This is a genomic window from Acidovorax sp. GW821-FHT10A04 (assembly GCF_059415825.1).
Map to the genome: position 1 here is coordinate 151,470 of NZ_JBWKNZ010000001.1, position 21,071 is coordinate 172,540.

The following is a 21,071-nucleotide window of genomic DNA, read 5'->3' on the forward strand; positions in this document are numbered from 1 at the left end:
GCCGCCCCACCAGGCCCGCTGCCCGCCACAGGACAGCGCCCGCTACGAACGCGTAGCCCCTCCCCCGATTTTCACCGCATGAAGACTTTTCTCAGAAACCAGCTGGAGCGCTATGCCCAGCGCTTGGGCGAGCTCGATTTCCTGCTCTCGCGCGAGGACATCATGGGCGACATGGCCCAGTACCGCCTGCTCTCGCGCGAGCACGCCGAGGTGACCCAGGTGGCGGGCCGCTATGCGCGTTATGTACAGCGCGAGGCCGACTTGGCCGGCGCGCGCGAGATGCTGGCTGACCCCGACATGGCCGAGATGGCGCAGGAAGAAATCGCCAGCGCCGAGGCCGAACTGCTGCAGCTGGAGGATGAGCTGCAGCGCCTGCTGCTGCCCAAGGACCCGGACGACACGCGCAATGCTTTCATGGAAATCCGTGCAGGCACGGGCGGCGACGAATCGGCCCTGTTCGCGGGCGACCTCACGCGCATGTATTCGCGCTATGCCGCCAACGTGGGCTGGAAGGTCGAGGTGGTGAGCGAGAACGCGGCCGAGCTCGGGGGCTACAAGGAAATCGTGCTGCGCATCGAGGGTGACAACGTGTATGGCACGCTCAAGTTCGAATCGGGCGGGCACCGCGTGCAGCGCGTGCCGGCCACCGAGACGCAGGGCCGCATCCACACCAGCGCCTGCACGGTGGCCGTGATGCCCGAGCCCGACGAGACCGAGGCCATCAAGCTCAATCCGGCGGACCTGCGCATCGACACCTTCCGCGCCAGCGGCGCCGGCGGCCAGCACATCAACAAGACCGACTCGGCCGTGCGCGTGGTGCACTTGCCCACCGGCATCGTGGCCGAGTGCCAGGACGGCCGCAGCCAGCACAGCAACAAGGCCAAGGCCCTGCAGGTGCTGCAGGCACGCATCCAGGAGAAGGAGCGAAGCGAGCGCGCAGCCAAGGAGGCCGCACTGCGCAAGGGCCTGATCGGCAGCGGCGACCGCAGCGACCGCATCCGCACCTACAACTTCCCGCAGGGCCGGCTCACGGACCACCGCATCAACCTCACGCTGTACAAGCTGCTTCTGGTGATGGAAGGCGACCTGGCCGACGTGCTGCAGGCCATGGCCCATGCGCGCGAGGCCGAGCAGCTCGAAGAGCTGGAAATGGGAGCGGCCGGCTGAGCCAGCCCCCACCCAGACCCGCCATGGACGACACCACCCCCAACCCGCCCGCCACCGTGGCCGACGCCCTGGGCCTGGCACGCACCCTGGGCCTGGCGCGCATCGACGCGCAACTGCTGCTGCTGCACGTGCTGGGCCGCGCCGCCACCGACCGCGCCTGGCTGCTGGCGCACGACACGGACGCGCTGGCATCCGATGCCTCTCGGCGCTACCAGGCCCTGTGCCTGCGCCGAGCTACCGGCGAGCCCGTGGCCTACCTCACGGGCAGCAAGGAGTTCTATGGCCTGGCCCTCTCGGTCGACGCCCGCGTGCTGGACCCGCGCCCCGATACCGAGACCCTGGTGGACTGGACCCTGGAACTGATCGCCCCCCTGCCCGCCCCGCGCATCGCAGACCTGGGCACGGGCAGCGGCGCCATTGCCCTGGCACTGCAGCACCAGCGCCCGGCGGCCCGCGTGCTGGCCGTGGATGCCAGCACCGACGCGCTGGCCGTGGCCCAGGCCAACGCCCAGCGGCTGGCGCTGCCGGTGCAATTCGCGCACGCCGACTGGCTGCAGGGGGTGGAGGGCCTGTTCGACGCCATCGTCTCCAACCCGCCCTACATTGCCGCGGCCGACCCGCACCTGGCCGCGCTGACCCACGAACCCCTCTCGGCCCTGGCCAGCGGCACCGATGGGCTGGACGACATACGCACCATCGTGGTGCAATCCCCCGATCACCTTCTGCCGGGGGGTTGGCTGTTGCTGGAACACGGCCACGACCAGGCGGATGCCGTGTGTGCACTGCTGCGCGAGCAGGGCTTCGCAGAGGTGCAAAGCCGCATGGATCTGGCCGGCATCGCACGCTGCTCAGGCGGACAGTGGCCGACAGTGAAATAATCGCGTTATTGCAGGCCTGCGAGGCCTGCCAGCCCTTTCAAGGAGTATTCCCATGAGCGACACCCAACAACGCATCGACGCCCTCGTGAAATCCAGCGACATCCTGCTGTTCATGAAGGGCAACGCCAGCTTTCCCATGTGCGGGTTTTCGGGCCGCGCGATCCAGATCCTCAAGGCCAGCGGCGTGGACCCCAAGACCGTGGTCACGGTGAACGTGCTCGAGGACGACGAAATCCGCCAGGGCATCAAGGAATACAGCCAGTGGCCCACCATCCCCCAGCTGTACGTGAAGGGCGAGTTCATCGGCGGTTCGGACATCATGATGGAGATGTACGAGTCGGGCGAGCTCAAGCAGGTGCTGGGCACCGGCGAGTAATTCCGCCTGCTACCGCCACCGTCGGTGAGGCCGCCTTCGGGCGGCCTTTTGCATGGCGGCAACACACGAAGGTAACAACGGGGCAAAACCGGTTGTCAGGGCTTATCCCCCAATACGCCAGGCATGTTGTGTGCTTGAATGCTTGTGTGATGTGACGCTTTTGCAACTCACAAGGAGCATGCGATGACCGGCCATAGCCTTGTTCCCCAACCACCCGCCCTGCGCCTGCCGGTGGCCCAGATGCGCAATGTGTTCCACCCCGGCGACGTCGAGCGCAAGCTCGCGCGGCTGCAGGAGTCGGGCAACCAGCGCGAATACGAAACCCTGCGCACCGTGTACGAACGCATGCTGGAGCGCGGGCCGGAGCGCTTCCAGGTCAAGCCCTCGGGCGTGCCCGACATGGCCAGCCTCTACGATCAATTGCCCAATTTCACGGACGTGCTGGACGACGTGAAGCGGCACGTGGCGCTGGCCCAGGACAGCCGCGATGGCCTGGAGGTCACGCCCATGCTGCTGCTGGGCCCGCCGGGCATCGGCAAGACGCACTTTGCGCGCCACCTGGCCGAGCTGCTGGGCACGGGCATGAACCTCTTGCCCATGAGCTCCATGACCGCGGGCTGGCTGCTGTCGGGCTCGTCCGCCCAGTGGAGGGGAGCGCGCCCGGGCAAGGTCTTCGAGGCCCTGGTGGAAGGCGAGTACGCCAATCCGGTGATCGTGGTCGACGAGATCGACAAGGCCGCCGCCGACGCACAGTACGACCCGCTGGGCGCGCTGTACAGCCTGCTCGAGCACGATACGGCGCAAAGCTTCACCGACGAGTTCGCCGAGGTGGCCATCGACGCGAGCCAGGTCATCTGGATCACCACGGCCAACGACACGCGGGGCATTCCCGACCCCATCCTGAACCGCATGAACGTGTTCGAGGTGGAGGCGCCCACGCTGGCGCAGGCACGCACCATCGCGCGCAACCTGTACCAGGGCATCCGCGCCGGGCACGACTGGGGCCGCCTGATCGACCCCGAGCCCCAGGGTGACGTGCTGGACCTGCTGGCCACGATGCCGCCGCGCGAGATGCGCCGGGCGCTGATGACCGGCTTCGGCAACGCACGGCTGGAGCGGCGCTCCACGGTGGAGGTGGCCGACCTGCCGCGGGCCGCCGCCGGGCGCGGGCGCATCGGCTTCGTGCAGTAGGCCGACGCCGGCAACGGCTGCCGTGGTGCACCGGGCGGGCAGATACACTCTGTAGCCCGGTGTGCCGCAGCGCCACGCTCTGTCGCCTTCCATGAGCCTTACCCAAAGTTTTTTCGTGATCGGGCTGCTGATCGCAGCCAGCGCCTTCTTCTCCATGGCCGAGATTTCGCTGGCAGCCGCGCGCCGCCTGCGCTTGCGCCAGATGGCCGACGAGGGCGATGCGCGGGCCGACCGTGTGCTGCGCATGCAGGAGCAGCCGGGCGACTATTTCACGGTGGTGCAGGTGGGGCAAAACGCCGTGGCCATCCTCGGCGGTATCGTCGGCGAAGGGGCGCTGAGCCCACACTTCAGCGCGCTGTTCAGCTGGTGGCTGAGCGAGGGCCATGCGCAGACGGCGGGCTTCCTGGCCTCGTTCCTGGTCATCACCTCGCTGTTCATCCTGTTCGCCGACCTGTTCCCCAAGCGCCTGGGCATGGCCGAGCCCGAGCGGCTGGTGGTGCGCCTGGCCAAGCCCATGGCCTGGTGCATGACCCTGCTGCGCCCGGTGGTCTGGTTCTACAGCCGCGGGGCGGACGCGCTGTTCCGCGTGCTCGGGCTGTCGTCGCTGCGCGACGACCGCATCACCTCGGACGACATCCTGGCCATGATGGAGGCCGGCACCCGTGCGGGCGTGCTGGCAGCGCGCGAGCAGCAGGTGATCACGAATGTGTTCGAGCTCGACACGCGCACCGTGTCGAGCGCCATGTCGCAGCGCGACCGGGTGTCCTTCTTCCTGCGCGACGAGCCCGACTCGGTGATACGCCTGCGCATCGCGGCCGAGCCGTTCTCGACCTACCCGGTGTGCGAGGGCGACATCGACCACGTGGTGGGCTATGTGGACGCCAAGGACCTGTTCCAGCGCGTGCTCAACAACCAGCCGATCTCGCTGGCCGACGACAGCCTGGTGCGCAAGGTGCTGATCGTGCCCGACCGGCTCACGCTGTCCGAGGTGCTCGAACAGTTCCGCCAGGTGCACGAGGACTTCGCGGTCATCGTCAACGAGTACAGCCTGGTGGTGGGCGTGGTGACCCTCAACGATGTGATGAGCACGGTGATGGGCGACCTGGTATCGCCGCTGGACGAGGAGCAGATCGTGCGGCGCGACGAGAATTCGTGGCTCATCGATGGCGTGACGCCCATCGGCGATGTGCTGCGTGCCCTGTCGCTCGACGAGTTGCCCCATGCCGAGGAGTACGAGACGCTGGCCGGCTTCCTGATGGTGATGCTGCGCCGCGTGCCGCGGCGCACGGACAGCGTGAGCTGGGGCGGCTACAAGTTCGAGGTGCTCGACGTGGACAGCTACCGCATCGACCAGGTGATGGTCTCGCGCCTGTCGCAGGCGGGAGGCCAGGACAACGCAAACACCCCTGGAACCATCGTCTAGCGACGGAAGGAAATCGACGAAAGGTGGGGTATCAGCCCGCCGCTGGTCGGTCGACGTATTCCCAGCTGCGCTGGGCGCCGAAGACGGCGTTTGGATAGGGTGGGCGGCCCCGGCTGCCGTTGTAGCGGCCCAGTGCCATGAACAGGTCGCCGCGCTCGCGCTCGAGGTAGTGGCGCAGGATCACACAACCAAAGCGCAGATTGGTCTGCATGTGGAACAGCTTGCCGGCATCGCCGTCGCCGATCACGCGCGTCCAGAACGGCATGACCTGCATGTAGCCACGCGCCCCCACGCTGGAAACGGCGAACTTGCGAAAACCGCTTTCCACCTGGATCAGGCCAAGCACCAGGGACACGTCGAGCCCCGCGCGCTTGGACTCGTACCAGACGGTCTGCAGGAAGTCGCGGCGCACCTCCCACTCGGGCTTGCGCCGGCGCAGACGGTCGCTCATCGCAGCCAGCCAGCGGGTGTAGTGCAGGCGCGTATCGGTGGTGAAGAATTCGGGTTCTGGCGGCGCCTGGTTGGCGATGGCGGAACTCAGCGCAGTACGCACCGAGTCCATCAACGGTTCTTCGAGCTGGCCGCCCGCATGCGCCAGCGTAGGCGCAGCCAGCCATGCAGCCGGCCCCACGAGCGACGCGGCAAGGCATGCGCGGCGGGACAGGCCGCTCCCACCGCCAAAACCGTGCACCCCGCTCATACCGCCATGCGGCCCTTCACATGGGCCCAGATGTCGGTGATCGCCACCTTGGTGGCAGCGCTGTCGCGGCGGTGCTGGTACTCGACCTGGCCTTCCTTGAGGCCCCGGTCGCCGATCACCACGCGGTGGGGCACGCCTATCAGTTCCCAGTCGGCGAACATCGCGCCGGGGCGCTCGCCGCGGTCGTCCAGCAGCACGTCCACGCCGGCGGCCAGGAATTCGGCGTACAGCTTCTCGGCCGCCACCTTGACCTCTTCGCTGCGGTCCATGCCGATGGGGCAGATGACCACGGTGAAGGGGGCGATGGCGTCGGGCCAGATGATGCCGCGTTCATCATGGTTCTGCTCGATGGCAGCCGCAGGCAGGCGGGTGATGCCGATGCCGTAGCAGCCCATCTCCAACGGCTGGGGTTTGCCGTTCTCGTCGAGGAAGGTGGCGTTCATGGCGCGGCTGTACTTGGTTCCGAGGTAGAACACATGGCCCACTTCGATACCGCGCTCGATCGCCAGTTCCCCCTTGCCGTCGGGCGAGGCATCGCCCGCCACGACGTTGCGCAGGTCGGCCACGGCGTCGGGCTCGGGCAGGTCACGGCCCCAGTTGACACCGGTCATGTGGAAATCGGCCTCGTTGGCGCCGCAGATCCAGTCGGCCATGAGAGCCACATCGCGATCGACGACGGTCTTCACAGGCTTCTTGAGCCCCAGGGGGCCGAGGTAACCCGGCTTGCAGCCGAAGTGCTCCTCGATCTCGCCCAGGGTGGCGAAGCGGAAACCGGCCAGGCCCGGTACCTTGCCGGCCTTGATCTCGTTCATCTCGTGGTCGCCGCGCAGCAGCAGCAGCCAGACCTGGGTCTTGACCGTCTCGCCCGCTTCATTGGTCTCGTCGGTAGCCAGCACCAGCGACTTGACGGTGGTGTTCAGCGGCACGTTGAGCAGATCGGCCACGTCGGCGCAGGTGCTTTTGCCAGGCGTGGGGGTCTTGGCCAGGGCCTGGGAAGCAGCGCCGCGCGGACCGGCAGGCGCCAGGGCCTCGGCCTTTTCCATGTTGGCGGCATAGTCGCTGCCGGGGCAGTAGACGATGGCGTCTTCGCCGGTGGCGGCGATCACCTGGAACTCCTCGCTCAGGTCGCCACCGATGGCACCACTGTCGGCGGCCACGGCACGGTAGGTCAGGCCGAAACGGTCGAAAATGCGGCGGTAGGCCTGGGCCATGACCTGGTAGCTCGCCTTGGCGGCCGCCTGGTCGCGGTCGAAGCTATAGGCGTCCTTCATGGTGAACTCGCGCCCGCGCATCAGGCCGAAGCGTGGACGGCGCTCGTCACGGAACTTGGTCTGGATCTGGTAGAAGTTTTTTGGCAACTGTTTGTAGCTGCGCAGCTCCTGGCGAGCGATGTCAGTGATCACTTCTTCGCTGGTGGGCTGGATCACGAAGTCCCGGCCATGGCGGTCCTGGATACGCAGCAACTCGGGGCCCATCTTCTCGAAGCGGCCCGTTTCCTGCCACAGCTCGGCCGGCTGCACCACGGGCATGGTGAGTTCCACAGCGCCGGCCCGGTTCATTTCCTCGCGCACGATGGCTTCGACCTTGCGCACCACGCGCAGCCCCATGGGCATGTAGTTGTAAATGCCAGCACCCAGCTTCTTGATCAGGCCTGCGCGCGTCATCAACTGGTGGCTGACCACCTCGGCGTCGGCAGGCGCTTCCTTGAGGGTGGAAATAAAGAATTGGGAGGCTTTCATCGGCTTCGGCAGAGGGCGTCTGGGTGCAGCCCACTTGCTGCGCTCAAAGCGCCGTGCATAATGGACACAGTTTAAAAATTTGGGGTTTGATTATGCTTGACCGGGACGGCTTTCGGCCGAACGTCGGCATCATCCTGCTCAACCAGAAGAACCAGGTGTTCTGGGGCAAACGCATCCGCACCCACAGCTGGCAGTTTCCACAGGGTGGCATCGACCGGGGGGAAACCCCGGAACAGGCCATGTTCAGGGAGCTGCACGAAGAAGTGGGCCTGCACCCCAACCACGTGCGCTTGGTGGCCCGTACCCGGGACTGGTTGCGCTATGAGGTGCCTGACCGGTACATCCGCCGCGATGCGCGCGGACACTACAAGGGCCAGAAACAGATCTGGTATCTGCTGCAACTGGTCGGACACGACTGGGATTTGAACCTGCGTGCCACCAACCACCCGGAGTTCGACGCCTGGCGTTGGAACGACTACTGGGTGCCGCTGGACGTGGTGGTCGAGTTCAAGCGTGGCGTCTATGAAATGGCGCTCACGGAGCTGGCGCGCTTTCTGCCCCGCAACGAGCAGCGCAACCGCTATCTGCGCAGCGGCATGCGTGCGCGCGACGGCGAGCACGCGGGCAGCGCCATGTTCCGCACCGGTTCGTTGCTGGTGAACCCGGGCATGGAACTGCCTCCGGGCGCCAGTTTCGATCCCGATCCGCAAAGCAGCCGGCCAATGGGGCTGGAAGAGTTGCCTGCGCCGTCCACCATGGACACGGAAAGCAGCAGCAGCGGCCAGCCTCCCGCCAAGTAATACGCGCTTGGCGCACAGTCCGACCGGCTGCGGGTGATGGCGGCCAGGCGCTGCCCTGGCATGGCACGCCACCATCACGCGATGGTGAGCACCATGTTGTCGCGGTGCACCATCTCGGCCTCGGCCACATAGCCGAGCAGGCGCTCGAACTCCGAGGAGGACTTGCGGCACAACAGGCGCGCCTCGGCGCTGGCGTAGTTGGCCAGGCCCCGGGCAATCTCCACCCCGGCCAGGTCGCGCACGGCGATCACGTCGCCACGTGAGAAATCCCCTTCGACCGCCGTCATGCCGATGGGCAGCAGGCTCTTGCCTTCATCGCGCACCTTGGCCGCGGCGCCGGCATCGACCAGCACGGCACCGCGCAGCTGCAGGTGGTCGGCCATCCACTGCTTGCGGGCCTGCTTCTTCTGTGTCTGCGCCACCAGCAGGGTGCCCAGGGCCTCGCCCTGGACCAGGCGCACCAGCACATCCTGCTCGCGCCCCCAGGCGATGACGGTGGAGGCGCCGGACCCGGCCGCGCGCTTGGCCGCCAGGATCTTGGTGATCATGCCGCCCCTGCCGATGCTGGAGCCTGCGCCGCCGGCCATGGCTTCGAGCGCAGGATCCCCCGCCTTGGCCTCATGCACGAACTGTGCGGCCGGGTCGCGGCGCGGGTCGGCCGTGTACAGGCCCTTCTGGTCGGTGAGGATGACGAGGGCATCGGCCTCGACCAGGTTGGCCACCAGTGCACCCAGGGTATCGTTGTCGCCGAACTTGATTTCGTCGTTGACCACCGTGTCGTTCTCGTTGATCACCGGCACCACGCCCAGGCGCAGCAGGGTGAGCAGGGTGGAGCGGGCGTTCAGGTAGCGCTCACGATCGGCCAAGTCGGCATGGGTGAGCAGCACCTGGGCACTGCCCATGCCCTGCTCGCGCAGCTTGGTTTCGTACATCTGGGCCAGGCCCATCTGGCCGACGGCGGCGGCAGCCTGCAGTTCGTGCACTTCATGGGGGCGGGTGGTCCAGCCCAGGCGCTTCATGCCTTCGGCGATGGCACCGCTGGAGACCATGACCACCTCGCGTGGAGCGCCGCCACCCTCGCCGCGCACCAGCGCGGCCAATTGCCGGCTCCATTCGCCAATGGCCGCCTCATCCAGGCCCCGGCCTTCGTTGGTGACCAGGCTGGAGCCTACCTTGACGACGATTCGGCGGGCGTCCCGCAGCACACTGGAAACCATGTTTGTTTCTTTTGCCTCTTGTCGCTGAGCGGCCAGGATGGCCGCCATCACTGCATTGTTTTGTGGAGGCCCGCACGCTCGCGCGGGCCGCGGCGCCGGCGGTCGTCAGGCCGGCGCGTCCCCCGCGAAGCGTGGATCGATTTCCTCGGGCGTGTTTTCCGAGCGCTGCTCGGTCTGCACATGGCGGTAGATGGCATGGATCAGCGGCTCGCAGCCTTCGCGCGTGAGCGCGGAGATCTGGAATACCGGCCCCTTCCACTTGAAGCGCTTGACGAAGTCCTTCACGCGCTGCTCGCGCTCGTCGGTCGGCACCATGTCCAGCTTGTTGAGCACCAGCCAGCGCGGCTTGTCGTGCAGTTGCTGGTCGTACTTCTTGAGCTCGCCCACGATGGCCTTGGCCTGCGCCACCGGATCGACCGCATCATCGAACGGCGCCATGTCCACGATGTGCAGCAGCAATCGGGTGCGCTGCAGATGCCGCAGGAACTGGTGGCCCAGGCCCGCACCTTCGGAGGCGCCTTCGATCAGGCCGGGGATGTCGGCGATCACGAAGCTTTGCTCGGGGGCCACGCGCACCACGCCCAGGTTGGGATGCAGCGTGGTGAAAGGGTAGTCCGCAATCTTGGGCCGCGCGTTGGACACGGCGGCGATGAAGGTGGACTTGCCCGCGTTGGGCATGCCCAGCAGGCCCACGTCAGCCAGCACCTTGAGCTCGAGCTTGAGGTTCTTCTTTTCACCGGGCCAGCCGGGTGTCTTTTGCCGGGGGGCGCGGTTGATGGCACTCTTGAAGCGCATGTTGCCGAAGCCGCCGTCGCCGCCTTTGGCGATGGTGACCAACTCGCCCGGATTGAGCAATTCGTACAGCACCTCGCCGGTTTCGGCGTCGGTGAAGATGGTGCCCACAGGCACCTTGAGCGTGATGTCCGCACCGGCGGCGCCGAACATGTCGGAGCCCATGCCGTGCTCGCCGCGCTTGGCCTCGTGCCGGCGCGAGTAGCGGAAATCGACCAGGGTGTTCAGGTTCGGGTCCGCCACGGCGAACACATGCCCGCCCCGGCCGCCGTCGCCCCCATTGGGACCGCCGAACTCCTTGTACTTCTCGTGCCGGAACGACACGCAGCCATTGCCACCATCACCGGCGGCAATGTCAATATAGGCTTCATCGACGAACTTCATGGGTATCCAGTTTACAAAAGAGCGCTGCGCAAGAAAATCACCGGTGAAGGAGCAGCAGGGCTTTGCTCTTTTCGAGGGGCGTACAGGACGCCGACAGGACGCCCCGGCAGGAAGTACCAGAGGTCCAAACAACAAAGCCCCGACCAGGCGGGGCTTCGTTTGCTGCCGGGGTGAAAACCCTCAGGCGGCCGTCACATTGACTGTCGACTTGGACAGTGCACCCTTGGTGCCGAACGACACGTGGCCGTCCACCAGTGCGAACAGGGTGTGGTCCTTGCCCACGCCCACGTTGGTACCGGGGTGGAAACGCGTACCGCGCTGGCGCACGATGATGGAGCCAGCACTGATCAGTTCACCACCGAACGCCTTGACACCCAGCATCTTTGGCTTGGAGTCACGTCCGTTTCGCGTAGAGCCGCCGCCTTTTTTCTGTGCCATGACATCAGCTCCCTGTTAAGCAGCGATCACGCCAATTTGCAGTTCGGTGAACTGCTGACGGTGACCTTGACGTTTCTGATAGTGCTTGCGACGGCGCATCTTGAAGATGTGCACTTTGTCGTGCTTGCCGTGCGCCACGACAGTGGCTTTGACCGTTGCACCGGACACCAGGGGCGTGCCAACCTTCAGTTCAGCGCCGTTTCCGACAGCCAGAACCTGGTCGATCACAATTTCCTGGCCTACGTCCGCAGCAATCTGTTCTACTTTAATTTTTTCGCCGGAAGCAACGCGATACTGCTTGCCGCCGGTTTTTATGACCGCGTACATGTTGACCTCTTGATATGAGTTCCGCAGACGAATTTCTGCAGAGCCAGCTAGTTTAGCATAGCCTCAAGATCGTGGCAAGCCAGCGACATCCGCGGCGAACGTGGTGCACCGCCACGGCGGGAAGGCCATGGCCGTTCCTATAATCCGCTGCACTTCGAGCGCTCCTATCTTGACTGACCACTCCCAAACAGCCGCCACGCCCGCACTCACGCTCATCGCTGCCGACATGCACGAGGTGGACCGGGTGATTGCCGCACGCCTTACCTCCTCCGTACCCCTGGTCGCGCAGATATCGCAGTACATCATCGCGGCGGGCGGCAAGCGCCTGCGCCCCGCGCTGCTGCTGCTGGTGTGCGGCGCCCTGGGCTACCGCGGCGCGCACCGCTTCGGCCTGGCGGCCGTGGTGGAGCTGATCCACACCGCGACCCTGCTGCACGACGACGTGGTCGATGCTTCCACCCTGCGGCGTGGTCGCGCGACGGCCAACGAGACCTTCGGCAACCCGGCCAGCGTGCTGGTGGGCGATTTCCTGCACACGCGCTCCTTTCAGATGATGGTCGAGACCGGCAGCATGCGGGTCATGGAAATCCTCTCGGAGGCCACCAACGTGATCGCCGAAGGCGAAGTGCAGCAGCTCATGAACATGCACGACGCCTCTCTGGACGAGGAGGGCTATTTGCGGGTGATCCGCTCCAAGACCGCCAAGCTGTTCGAGGCCAGTGCGCGCCTGGGCGCCGTTCTGGCGAACAGCCCCCCCGCATTGGAAGAGGCCTGCGCCACCTACGGCCAGGCACTGGGCACCGCCTTCCAGATCATCGACGATGTACTCGACTACGACGGCGATGCCAGCGAAATGGGCAAGAACCTGGGGGACGACCTGCGCGAAGGCAAGTCCACCCTGCCCCTGATTGCGGCCATGCAGCGCGGCACCGACACCCAGGCCGCGATCATCCGGGAGGCCATCGAGCAAGGCTCCACCGAACAGCTTCCATCCATCATCACCATCGTCCGGGAAACCGGCGCACTGGAAGTGACCCGGGCCGCGGCGATCTCGGAAGCCCACAGGGCCATCGCGGCCCTGCAAGTGCTGCCAGGCAACGATTACACCGCCGGCTTGCTACACTTGGCTTCTCAATTGCTGGACCGCCGCGCGTAGGCTCCGCCTTCGCGCGACCACAGGTCCCGGCGCCCCACGGGCGCCTTGCGGGGTGTAGCTTAGCCTGGTAGAGCGCTACGTTCGGGACGTAGAGGCCGGAGGTTCGAATCCTCTCACCCCGACCACCCTCCCACGGGAGGGCCGCAGCCTTGCAAATCCATTTTGAACTGTGGTTCAGGCGCCAATATGCAACGCTGTACAGGTCTTTGCCAATAGGCGATGATAGGATGGCTTGTTGTTCAATTCCTAACACATTACCGGTTACATGGCTGCTGTAGATACTGCTCAGAAAGAAACACCTGCAATAGCCCTTCCAGGCTTGGGCCGGGCGTTGATGTCTGCGGGAAAGCTGACCCAAAAGGCGGCCGAGGATATTTACAAAAAGTCACAAACCAGCCGCACCAGCTTTATTGCGGAGTTAACCGGCTCAGGGGTCGTCTCCGCGGGAGATCTGGCCCACACCGTATCCGCAGTCTTCGGCGCTCCCTTGCTGGACCTGGAGGCCATTGACCCGCTGCGGCTGCCCAAGGACCTGCTGGACGCGAAGATCTGCCAGTCCTACCGGGTGGTGGTGCTGAGCAAACGCAACAACCGCCTGATCGTCGCCACGGCCGACCCCACGGACCAGGAAGCCGCCGAAAAAATCAAGTTCACGACCCAAATGGGAGTGGACTGGATTATCGCGGAATATGACAAGCTGAACCGTCTGGTTGAAAGCACCACGAAATCGACGTCCGAGTCGATGGAGGCCATGACCAGCGGGGGGGATTTCGAATTCGATGATATTCCCATCGAAGTGGAAGCCGAGGCCACCGATGCCGGTTCGGCCTCGGACGTCGAAGATGCCCCAGTCGTCAAATTTCTGCACAAGATGCTGCTCGATGCGTTCAATATGCGGGCATCCGATCTGCACTTCGAGCCCTATGAGCACCAATACCGCGTGCGTTTTCGCATTGACGGAGAGCTGCGGGAAATCACGTCGCCGCCGATTGCGATCAAGGACAAGCTGGCTTCGCGCATCAAGGTGATTTCGCGCATGGACATTTCCGAAAAGCGGGTGCCGCAGGACGGAAAGATGAAACTGAAAATCGGTCCCGACCGGGTCATCGATTTTCGGGTGAGTACCTTGCCCACCTTGTTTGGCGAGAAGATCGTTATCCGTATTCTGGATCCGTCCAGCGCGAAGCTGGGCATCGATGCACTGGGCTATGAACCTGAAGAGAAGGCACGCCTGCTCGATGCCATCAGCCGCCCCTACGGCATGATTCTGGTGACCGGCCCTACCGGCTCCGGCAAGACGGTGTCGCTGTACACCTGTCTGAACCTGCTGAACAAACCGGGCGTGAACATCGCCACGGCGGAAGACCCCTCGGAAATCAACCTTCCGGGGGTGAACCAGGTGAATGTCAACGACAAGGCCGGACTGACCTTTGCCGTGGCACTCAAGTCGTTTCTGCGCCAGGATCCCGACATCATCATGGTGGGGGAAATCCGGGACCTGGAAACAGCCGATATCTCGATCAAGGCCGCCCAGACGGGTCACTTGGTGCTGTCCACACTGCACACCAACGATGCCCCAACGACGTTGACACGGATGCGCAACATGGGGATCGCCCCGTTCAACATCGCCTCCAGCGTCATTCTGATCACCGCGCAGCGCCTGGCCCGACGACTGTGCCCCGTTTGCAAGGTGCCCGCAGACATTCCGCACGAGGCGCTGGTGGACGCCGGCTATGCCGAGGAGGAACTCGATGGTTCCTGGATAACCTATCGCCCCGTGGGATGCTCCGCCTGCAACAATGGATACAAGGGTCGCGTCGGGGTCTACCAGGTCATGCCCATCACCGAAGAAATACAGCGGATCATCTTGCGCGACGGCAGTGCACTGGAGATCGCCGAGCAGGCCAGGTCGGAGGGTGTGCGGTCTCTTCGCGATGCCGCCCTCTACAAAGCCAAGCTGGGGCACACCTCTCTCGAAGAAGTGCTGGCCGTGACCAACGAATAAACATTACAGAATAGCGACGGGGAATACCATGGCGACTGCAGCAGCATCGAAGGACATCAAGGATTTCGTCTTCGAATGGGAAGGCAAGGACCGCGCCGGAAAGGTCGTGCGCGGAGAAATCCGTGCGGGGGGTGAAAACCAGGTCCAGGCCACGTTGCGGCGCCAGGGCGTGTTCCCGACCAAGATCAAGAAGCGGCGCATGAAGTCGGGCAAGAAGATCAAGCCCAAGGACATCGCCCTGTTCACCCGCCAACTCGCCACCATGATGAAGGCTGGCGTACCCTTGCTGCAGTCGTTCGACATCGTTGGTCGCGGCAACACCAATGCCAGCGTGACCAAGCTGCTCAACGATATCCGTGTCGATGTGGAAACGGGAACCTCGCTGAATGCGGCGTTTCGAAAGCACCCTCTGTACTTCGATACCCTGTACTGCAATCTCGTGGAAGCCGGCGAGGCGGCCGGTATTCTGGAAGCCTTGCTGGATCGGTTGGCCACCTACATGGAAAAAACGGAGGCGATCAAATCCAAGATCAAATCCGCCTTGATGTATCCGATTTCCGTGCTGATCGTGGCGTTCATCGTGGTGACTGTGATCATGATTTTCGTTGTTCCAGCCTTCAAGGAAGTTTTTTCATCATTCGGTGCTGAATTGCCAGCGCCTACCTTGATCGTGATGGGCATCAGCGAGATTTTTGTCAAATGGTGGTGGCTGATCTTCGGGGTGATTGGCGGCGGCTTCTATTTTTTCATGCAGGCATGGCGCCGCAACGTGAAAATGCAGCGATTCATGGATCGCGCCCTTTTGAAGATGCCGATCTTTGGCGCATTGATTGACAAATCCTGTGTGGCCCGCTGGACCCGGACCCTGGCTACCATGTTCGCGGCAGGTGTCCCCCTGGTCGAAGCACTTGATTCCGTGGGCGGCGCCTCGGGCAACTCGGTCTATGAGGTGGCTACCGAGAAAATCCAGCAGGAGGTGTCCACCGGCACCAGCCTGACAGCGGCCATGGGTAACGCCAACATTTTCCCGTCCATGGTGTTGCAAATGTGTGCCATCGGCGAAGAGTCCGGCTCCATCGATCACATGCTGGGCAAAGCCGCCGACTTCTATGAAGCCGAAGTAGACGAGATGGTGGCCGGCCTCTCCAGCCTGATGGAACCCATCATCATTGTTTTCCTCGGAACTCTGATCGGTGGCATTGTGGTTGCGATGTACCTGCCCATCTTCAAGCTCGGCCAAGTCATTTGATGCTTCTGGATCCATGGTGGAATGCCGCTCTGGTTGGCATGTTGGGCCTGTTGATCGGCAGCTTCCTGAATGTGGTTATCTATCGGCTGCCCAAGATGATGGAGCGCCAATGGAATGCGGAGGTGGCCGCCTACGCCGCCGAGCAGGCAGCAGCAACGCAGCAGCCTTCCGATGCTTCGACGGCAGTGACAACTGAAGCGCCTCCACAGCCTTTGGTAGAGCCGTTCAATCTCATGGTTCCCCGCTCGCGCTGCCAGGCGTGCGGGCACATGGTGCAGTGGTATGAGAACCTCCCCGTCCTGAGCTATCTGTTCCTGCGCGGCAAATGCTCCTCCTGCGGGACACGCATCAGCGTGCGCTATCCGTTGGTGGAACTTGCCACGGCAGGTCTGTTTGCTTTCCTGGGCCATTGGGGAGGGCTGTCGGGGCCCACCCTGGTCTGGTGCGGGTTTGCCGCGGCCATGGTGGCGCTTGCCATGATCGACTGGGACACGACCCTGCTGCCCGACGACATCACCCTGCCCTTGCTCTGGGCGGGATTGATTGCCTCGACACTGGGCTGGACGGGCATTCCCACCGCGGCTTCGGTGTTGGGTGCCGCAGCCGGCTACCTGTCCCTGTGGCTCGTGTACTGGGGCTTCAAGTGGGCCACCGGCAAGGAAGGCATGGGCTACGGTGACTTCAAGCTGTTCGCGGCGCTCGGTGCCTGGTTTGGCTGGCAGGCCCTGGTACCGATCATTCTCATGGCCTCCGTGATCGGTGCCATCGTGGGTCTGGCCATGAAATTCAGGAACCAGTTGCGCGAGGGGGGCTACGTCCCTTTCGGCCCCTTCCTGGTCGGGGCCGGCCTGGCTTCGATGGTGTTCACCCCCGAGGCCATTCTCCAGGCTGTGCTGCACCAGTTGGGGCTGTAAGCCATGCGCATCGGTCTGACCGGGGGGATCGGCAGCGGCAAGAGCACCTTTGGTCAGTTGCTCGCATCGTTGGGAGCAGCGCTGATCGACTCCGACCAGATCGCGCGCAGCGTGACAGGTCCGGGCGGCGCGGCCATCGAGGCGATCCGGCAGAACTTCGGGGTCGGGTATGTCGATGCCTCCGGTGCACTCGACAGGGCCCGCATGCGGGCCCTGGCATTTTCCGATGAGGATGCGCGGGCACGCCTGGAGTCCATCGTGCACCCGCTGGTGACCCAGCGCAGCGCCTACGAAGCGCACCAGGCCCAGCAGGACGGCAAGCGCTTGATCGTGCATGACATCCCCTTGCTCGTGGAGTCAGGACGCTGGACCCGGCAGCTCGATGCCGTGGTGGTGATCGACTGCCCACCGGAAACCCAGGTTGAGCGGGTCGTGCAGCGCAGCGGCCTTGCGCGCGAGGCCGTGCAGGCCATCCTGGCGAACCAGGCCAGCCGGCCCGTGCGCCGGGCCGCGGCCGATGCCGTGGTACATAACGGCCCACTCTGCACATTGACGCAATTGCAGGTCCAGGCCGTGCAGCTGGGTCGGCGGTTCGGGCTATGATGCATGCGCACGCCTGTGGTCCCCTGCTTTGACGGGCAAAGACCCGCGGCGCCGCAAAATACCCTGAGAGCCCCGGGAACCCGCCAGCGTGATCCTTTACGAATACCCTTTCAATGAGCGCCTCAGAACGTACCTGCGTCTGGAGCAGCTGTTTCGCCGACTCGGCGAACTGATCCCGCGCTCCCACGCTCTGGACCACCATTTCGCGCTGGTCACGATCTTCGAGATCATGGACGTGGCCGCACGCGCCGACCTGAAGTCGGACGTGCTCAAAGACATCGAGAAGCACAAGCACCAACTGGAAGGCTACCGGGGCAACCCCTCGATCTCGGAAGCCGCGCTGGAAGCGGTCATCACCCAGCTGGACCATTGCTTCACGGCACTGAACACCCAGAATGGCAAGTCCGGCCACGCCCTGACTGAGAACGACTGGTTGATGAGCATCCGCAGCCGCGTCGGCATTCCGGGCGGCACCTGCGGCTTCGACCTGCCCGCCTACTACGCCTGGCAGCACCACGACGTGGCCCACCGCCAGAACGCACTGCAGGAATGGGCCTCCACCCTCGCACCCCTGGCCGAGTCCATCTACGTGTTGCTCAAGCTGCTGCGCGACTCCGGCGTTCCGCAGAAAGTGGCCGCCGAGCGTGGCCAGTTCCAGCAGAACCTGCCCCAGGGCCGCACCTTCCAGCTGCTGCGCCTGCGCATGGACCCATCACTGGGGCTCATCCCGGAAATCAGCGGCAACCGCCTGATCGTCTCGGTGCGGCTCATGCGCCAGGAAGCCGATGGCCGGCTGCACTCCTGCGCGGAGGATGCCGCTTTCGAACTGACCCTGTGCGCGTGAAGGAGGCGCTCAGCATGGCCCGACAACCATCCAACCCGAGCAGCACCCCTGCCCGCACCGTCGTCTGTCCCACCTGTGGTGGCGACAGCATCTACAGCCCGACCAATGCCTACCGCCCCTTCTGCAGCGAGCGCTGCAAGCAGGTGGACCTGGGCGCCTGGGCCAGCGAAGACTTCCGCATGCCTGCCGAGGCGCCGCCGCTGGACGCCCAGTATGGCGACCCCAAACTGCAGCACTGACTGAGCTGCGGATCGCGGCCCTCGGCCTTCGCGGGTCAGACCTTGGGAAGTTCCGGTGCCACGAACGCCAGGCCGCGCTCCTCGGAGAGCCACTGCAGCACCGGGTAAGCCCCGGGCAATATCGGCTTGACCTCCAGCGGCAGCTGCTGCCATGCCATGTCCTGGCCTTCGCGCATCTCGAAGTCCCCTGTCCACGCATGGACCTTGCACCAATGCAGCCGCACCAGCGCGTGCGGATAGTCGTGTTCGGTGATCTTCCAGACCGCGGCGGGCCCGATGGTCACGCCCAGCTCCTCGACCAGCTCACGCCGCAGGGCCTGCTCCACCGTCTCGCCCAATTCCAGCTTGCCGCCCGGAAATTCCCAGTAGCCCGCGTAGGGCTTGCCTGGCGGCCGGGTGGACAACAGCAGTGCGCCGTCCGGGCGCACCAGGATTCCCACCGCCACCTCGGTGTGCTTGCGCACCGCTGCCTCGCCGGCCACGGGCTCAACCACCCCGGCGCCCCGCGTAGTCGTGTGCGAACTGGTAGGCCACGCGACCACTGCGCGAGCCCCGCTCCAGCGCCCATACCAAGGCCTGAGGGCGTGCCGCCGCGATGTCCTGGGCGCTCACACCCAGCGACGAGAGCCACTGCGCAACGATGGTCAGGTACTCGTCCTGGCTGAACGGGTAAAAGCTCACCCACAGGCCGAAGCGCTCCGACAGCGAGATCTTTTCCTCGACCACCTCGCCGGGGTGCACCTCACCGTCTTCGCTGTGTGTGTAGGTCAGGTTCTCGGCCATGTACTCGGGCAGCAGGTGGCGGCGGTTGCTGGTGGCGTAGATCAGCACGTTCGGCGTGGCGGCAGCCACCGACCCATCGAGGATGGACTTGAGTGCCTTGTAGCCCGGCTCACCTTCCTCGAAGCTCAGGTCGTCACAGAAGACGATGAACTTCTCGGGGCGCGCCGAGACCACGTCCACGATGTCGGGCAGGTCGGTCAGGTCGGCCTTGTCGACTTCGATCAGGCGCAGGCCCTGTGGCGCATAGGCGTTCAGGCAGGCCTTGATCAGCGAGGACTTGCCCGTGCCGCGCGCACCCGTGAGCAGCACGTTGTTGGCCGGCTTGCCCTGCACGAACTGGCGCGTGTTGCGCTCGATCTTGTCCTTCTGGCCATCGATCTCCTTGAGCTCGGTCAGGGCCATGGCCGCCACGTGGCGCACGGGCTCCAGCGTGCCATGGCCGCTGCTGCGCTTGCGGTAGCGCCAGGCGATAGACGCCGTCCAGTCGGGGGCCGAGAGAGGCTGCGGAAGGGCTGCCTCGATCCGGGTGATCAACTGCTCTGCGCGCGCGATCAGGTGTTCCAGTGCTTGGTTCATGGGCTGACGGACTCGCGATCTCAGGAGCGGTAGTCCGCGTTGATGGTCACGTATTCGTGGCTGAAGTCGCAGGTCCACACGGTGTCGGCGGCATCGCCCCGGCCCAACAGCACACGCACGGTGATCTCGCTTTGCTTCATCACGCGCTGGCCATCCTCCTCGCGGTAGGCCGGATTGCGCCCGCCCTTGACAGCCACGTGCACGTCGTCGAGGTAGAGGTCGATCCCAGTCTGGTCCAGGTCGTCGATGCCCGCATAGCCCACGGCCGCCAGGATGCGGCCCAGGTTCGGGTCGCTGGCGAAGAAGGCCGTCTTGACCAGGGGCGAATGGGCAATGGCGTAGGCCACCTTGCGGCACTCGTCGCCGGTCTTGCCGCCTTCGACGCGCACGGTGATGAACTTGGTGGCGCCTTCACCGTCGCGCACGATGGCCTGGGCCAGCTTCTGCGCCACCTGCAGCATCGCAGCCTGCAGGACCTTGCCCTCGGCACTGGCCAGGTCGGTGATGGGCGCATGCGCAGCCTTGTTCGTGGCCACGACCACGAAGGAATCGTTGGTCGAGGTGTCGCCGTCGATGGTCACGCGGTTGAACGAGCCATCGGCCAGTTCACGTGCCAGCTGCTGCATCACCGAGGGATGCACCACAGCATCGGTGGCCATGAAGCCCAGCATGGTCGCCATGTTCGGGCGGATCATGCCGGCGCCCTTGCTGATGCCGGTGATGGACACCGTCGTGCCCGCGATCTGCACCTGGGCCGAAAAGGCCTTGGGCAGCGTATCGGTGGTCATGATGCCTTCGGCAGCGCGTGCCCAATGGCCGGGCTGCGCATCCGCAATGGCCGCCGGCAGGCCGGCCTCGATGCGGTCCACCGGCAGTGGCTCCATGATCACGCCGGTGGAGAACGGCAGCACCTGCTCGGGCGCCACGTTCAGCTGGCGCGCCAGCGCCACGCAGGTGGTACGCGCACGCGCCAGTCCATCGGCACCAGTGCCGGCATTGGCATTGCCGGTGTTGATCACCATCGCGCGGATGCCCTGCCCGCCAGCCAGGTGCTCACGGCCGACCTGCACCGGGGCCGCGCAAAAACGGTTCTGCGTGAACACACCCGCCACGCTGGCGCCTTCGTCGAGCAGGAACACGGTGAGGTCCTTGCGGTTGGCCTTGCGGACACCGGCTTCGGCGACACCAATGCGGACACCGGCAATCGCATGCAGATCGGCGGCAACGGGGGCAAGAAGATGAACGGGCATGGGAGGAGGCTCTTTCTTGA

At 64.8% G+C, this 21,071-nt stretch carries 22 protein-coding genes and 1 tRNA gene; 14 read left to right on the plus strand and 9 right to left on the minus strand.

What is annotated here, in order from left to right:
• The first annotated feature begins 78 nt into the window (after nt 1–78).
• From prfA to paeA, 5 genes are all read left to right on the plus strand, one after another.
• Entirely contained in the window at nt 79–1,167 is a 1,089-nt protein-coding gene (gene prfA / locus AC07PF_RS00730; protein ID WP_007854577.1) for a peptide chain release factor 1, read from the plus strand.
• Between the two features lie 23 nt (nt 1,168–1,190).
• On the plus strand, nt 1,191–2,045 hold the full coding sequence (gene prmC, locus AC07PF_RS00735) for a peptide chain release factor N(5)-glutamine methyltransferase (RefSeq protein WP_494608699.1): 855 nt from the start codon (nt 1,191–1,193) through the stop codon (nt 2,043–2,045).
• A gap of 52 nt (nt 2,046–2,097) precedes the next feature.
• Complete coding sequence (grxD, locus tag AC07PF_RS00740; protein WP_007854573.1) at nt 2,098–2,421, plus strand: Grx4 family monothiol glutaredoxin; 324 nt, start codon at nt 2,098–2,100, stop codon at nt 2,419–2,421.
• Nucleotides 2,422–2,604: 183 nt separating this feature from the next.
• Nucleotides 2,605–3,612 carry an AAA family ATPase gene (locus tag AC07PF_RS00745; RefSeq protein ID WP_007854571.1) on the plus strand — a complete coding sequence of 336 codons (1,008 nt, stop codon included), beginning with the start codon at nt 2,605–2,607 and terminating at the stop codon, nt 3,610–3,612.
• A gap of 91 nt (nt 3,613–3,703) precedes the next feature.
• Nucleotides 3,704–5,035 carry a polyamine export protein PaeA gene (paeA, locus tag AC07PF_RS00750; protein ID WP_494610546.1) on the plus strand — a complete coding sequence of 444 codons (1,332 nt, stop codon included), beginning with the start codon at nt 3,704–3,706 and terminating at the stop codon, nt 5,033–5,035.
• Nucleotides 5,036–5,066: 31 nt separating this feature from the next.
• Here paeA and AC07PF_RS00755 read toward each other — a convergent pair whose 3' ends face one another.
• Nucleotides 5,067–5,735, minus strand: a complete 669-nt coding sequence (locus AC07PF_RS00755) for a lytic transglycosylase domain-containing protein (protein ID WP_007854567.1) — start codon at nt 5,733–5,735, stop codon at nt 5,067–5,069.
• Complete coding sequence (locus tag AC07PF_RS00760) at nt 5,732–7,474, minus strand: proline--tRNA ligase (protein WP_145694506.1); 1,743 nt, start codon at nt 7,472–7,474, stop codon at nt 5,732–5,734. The genes AC07PF_RS00755 and AC07PF_RS00760 overlap by 4 nt, the downstream gene beginning before the upstream one ends.
• A 92-nt stretch (nt 7,475–7,566) precedes the next feature.
• Between AC07PF_RS00760 and AC07PF_RS00765 the strand changes: the two genes are divergently transcribed.
• On the plus strand, nt 7,567–8,274 hold the full coding sequence (locus AC07PF_RS00765; RefSeq protein WP_145694931.1) for an RNA pyrophosphohydrolase: 708 nt from the start codon (nt 7,567–7,569) through the stop codon (nt 8,272–8,274).
• 74 nt (nt 8,275–8,348) lie between these two features.
• Here the strand turns inward: AC07PF_RS00765 and proB are convergent, their stop codons facing one another.
• The 4 genes from proB to rplU all read right to left on the minus strand — a co-directional run bounded on the left by proB (nt 8,349) and on the right by rplU (nt 11,432).
• On the minus strand, nt 8,349–9,491 hold the full coding sequence (gene proB, locus AC07PF_RS00770) for a glutamate 5-kinase (protein WP_145694507.1): 1,143 nt from the start codon (nt 9,489–9,491) through the stop codon (nt 8,349–8,351).
• A 105-nt stretch (nt 9,492–9,596) separates the two neighbouring features.
• Nucleotides 9,597–10,667, minus strand: coding sequence for an Obg family GTPase CgtA (gene cgtA, locus AC07PF_RS00775; protein WP_145694508.1), 1,071 nt, complete (start codon nt 10,665–10,667; stop codon nt 9,597–9,599).
• 180 nt (nt 10,668–10,847) lie between these two features.
• Nucleotides 10,848–11,105, minus strand: coding sequence for a 50S ribosomal protein L27 (gene rpmA, locus AC07PF_RS00780; protein WP_007854552.1), 258 nt, complete (start codon nt 11,103–11,105; stop codon nt 10,848–10,850).
• Between the two features lie 15 nt (nt 11,106–11,120).
• On the minus strand, nt 11,121–11,432 hold the full coding sequence (gene rplU, locus AC07PF_RS00785) for a 50S ribosomal protein L21 (RefSeq protein ID WP_024814187.1): 312 nt from the start codon (nt 11,430–11,432) through the stop codon (nt 11,121–11,123).
• 226 nt (nt 11,433–11,658) lie between these two features.
• Here rplU and AC07PF_RS00790 point away from each other — a divergent pair, with 226 nt between their 5' ends.
• The 8 genes from AC07PF_RS00790 (at nt 11,659) to AC07PF_RS00825 (ending at nt 18,442) form a co-directional block, all read left to right on the plus strand.
• Nucleotides 11,659–12,588, plus strand: a complete 930-nt coding sequence (locus tag AC07PF_RS00790; RefSeq protein ID WP_035203467.1) for a polyprenyl synthetase family protein — start codon at nt 11,659–11,661, stop codon at nt 12,586–12,588.
• Nucleotides 12,589–12,636: 48 nt separating this feature from the next.
• Nucleotides 12,637–12,713 (plus strand) — tRNA-Pro (locus AC07PF_RS00795).
• Between the two features lie 140 nt (nt 12,714–12,853).
• Nucleotides 12,854–14,593, plus strand: a complete 1,740-nt coding sequence (gene pilB, locus AC07PF_RS00800) for a type IV-A pilus assembly ATPase PilB (RefSeq protein ID WP_494610547.1) — start codon at nt 12,854–12,856, stop codon at nt 14,591–14,593.
• A gap of 28 nt (nt 14,594–14,621) precedes the next feature.
• Complete coding sequence (locus AC07PF_RS00805) at nt 14,622–15,842, plus strand: type II secretion system F family protein (RefSeq protein WP_494610548.1); 1,221 nt, start codon at nt 14,622–14,624, stop codon at nt 15,840–15,842.
• Nucleotides 15,842–16,756, plus strand: coding sequence for a prepilin peptidase (locus AC07PF_RS00810; RefSeq protein ID WP_494610549.1), 915 nt, complete (start codon nt 15,842–15,844; stop codon nt 16,754–16,756). Before AC07PF_RS00805 ends, AC07PF_RS00810 begins: the two co-directional genes overlap by 1 nt.
• Nucleotides 16,757–16,759: 3 nt before the next feature.
• On the plus strand, nt 16,760–17,359 hold the full coding sequence (gene coaE / locus AC07PF_RS00815; protein WP_494610550.1) for a dephospho-CoA kinase: 600 nt from the start codon (nt 16,760–16,762) through the stop codon (nt 17,357–17,359).
• Between the two features lie 88 nt (nt 17,360–17,447).
• Nucleotides 17,448–18,203, plus strand: a complete 756-nt coding sequence (gene zapD / locus AC07PF_RS00820) for a cell division protein ZapD (protein WP_007854534.1) — start codon at nt 17,448–17,450, stop codon at nt 18,201–18,203.
• Nucleotides 18,204–18,217: 14 nt separating this feature from the next.
• Entirely contained in the window at nt 18,218–18,442 is a 225-nt protein-coding gene (locus tag AC07PF_RS00825; protein WP_007854531.1) for a DNA gyrase inhibitor YacG, read from the plus strand.
• A 35-nt stretch (nt 18,443–18,477) separates the two neighbouring features.
• Here AC07PF_RS00825 and AC07PF_RS00830 read toward each other — a convergent pair whose 3' ends face one another.
• The 3 genes from AC07PF_RS00830 to argJ are packed head-to-tail and all read right to left on the minus strand — an operon-like array spanning nt 18,478 to nt 21,051.
• Complete coding sequence (locus AC07PF_RS00830) at nt 18,478–18,936, minus strand: NUDIX domain-containing protein (protein WP_007854528.1); 459 nt, start codon at nt 18,934–18,936, stop codon at nt 18,478–18,480.
• A complete protein-coding gene (locus AC07PF_RS00835) occupies nt 18,929–19,801 on the minus strand; it encodes an ATP-binding protein (protein WP_494610551.1) in 873 nt (290 codons plus the stop codon). Before AC07PF_RS00835 ends, AC07PF_RS00830 begins: the two co-directional genes overlap by 8 nt.
• Nucleotides 19,802–19,821: 20 nt before the next feature.
• Entirely contained in the window at nt 19,822–21,051 is a 1,230-nt protein-coding gene (gene argJ, locus AC07PF_RS00840) for a bifunctional glutamate N-acetyltransferase/amino-acid acetyltransferase ArgJ (protein ID WP_007854523.1), read from the minus strand.
• Nucleotides 21,052–21,071: the final 20 nt, after the last annotated feature.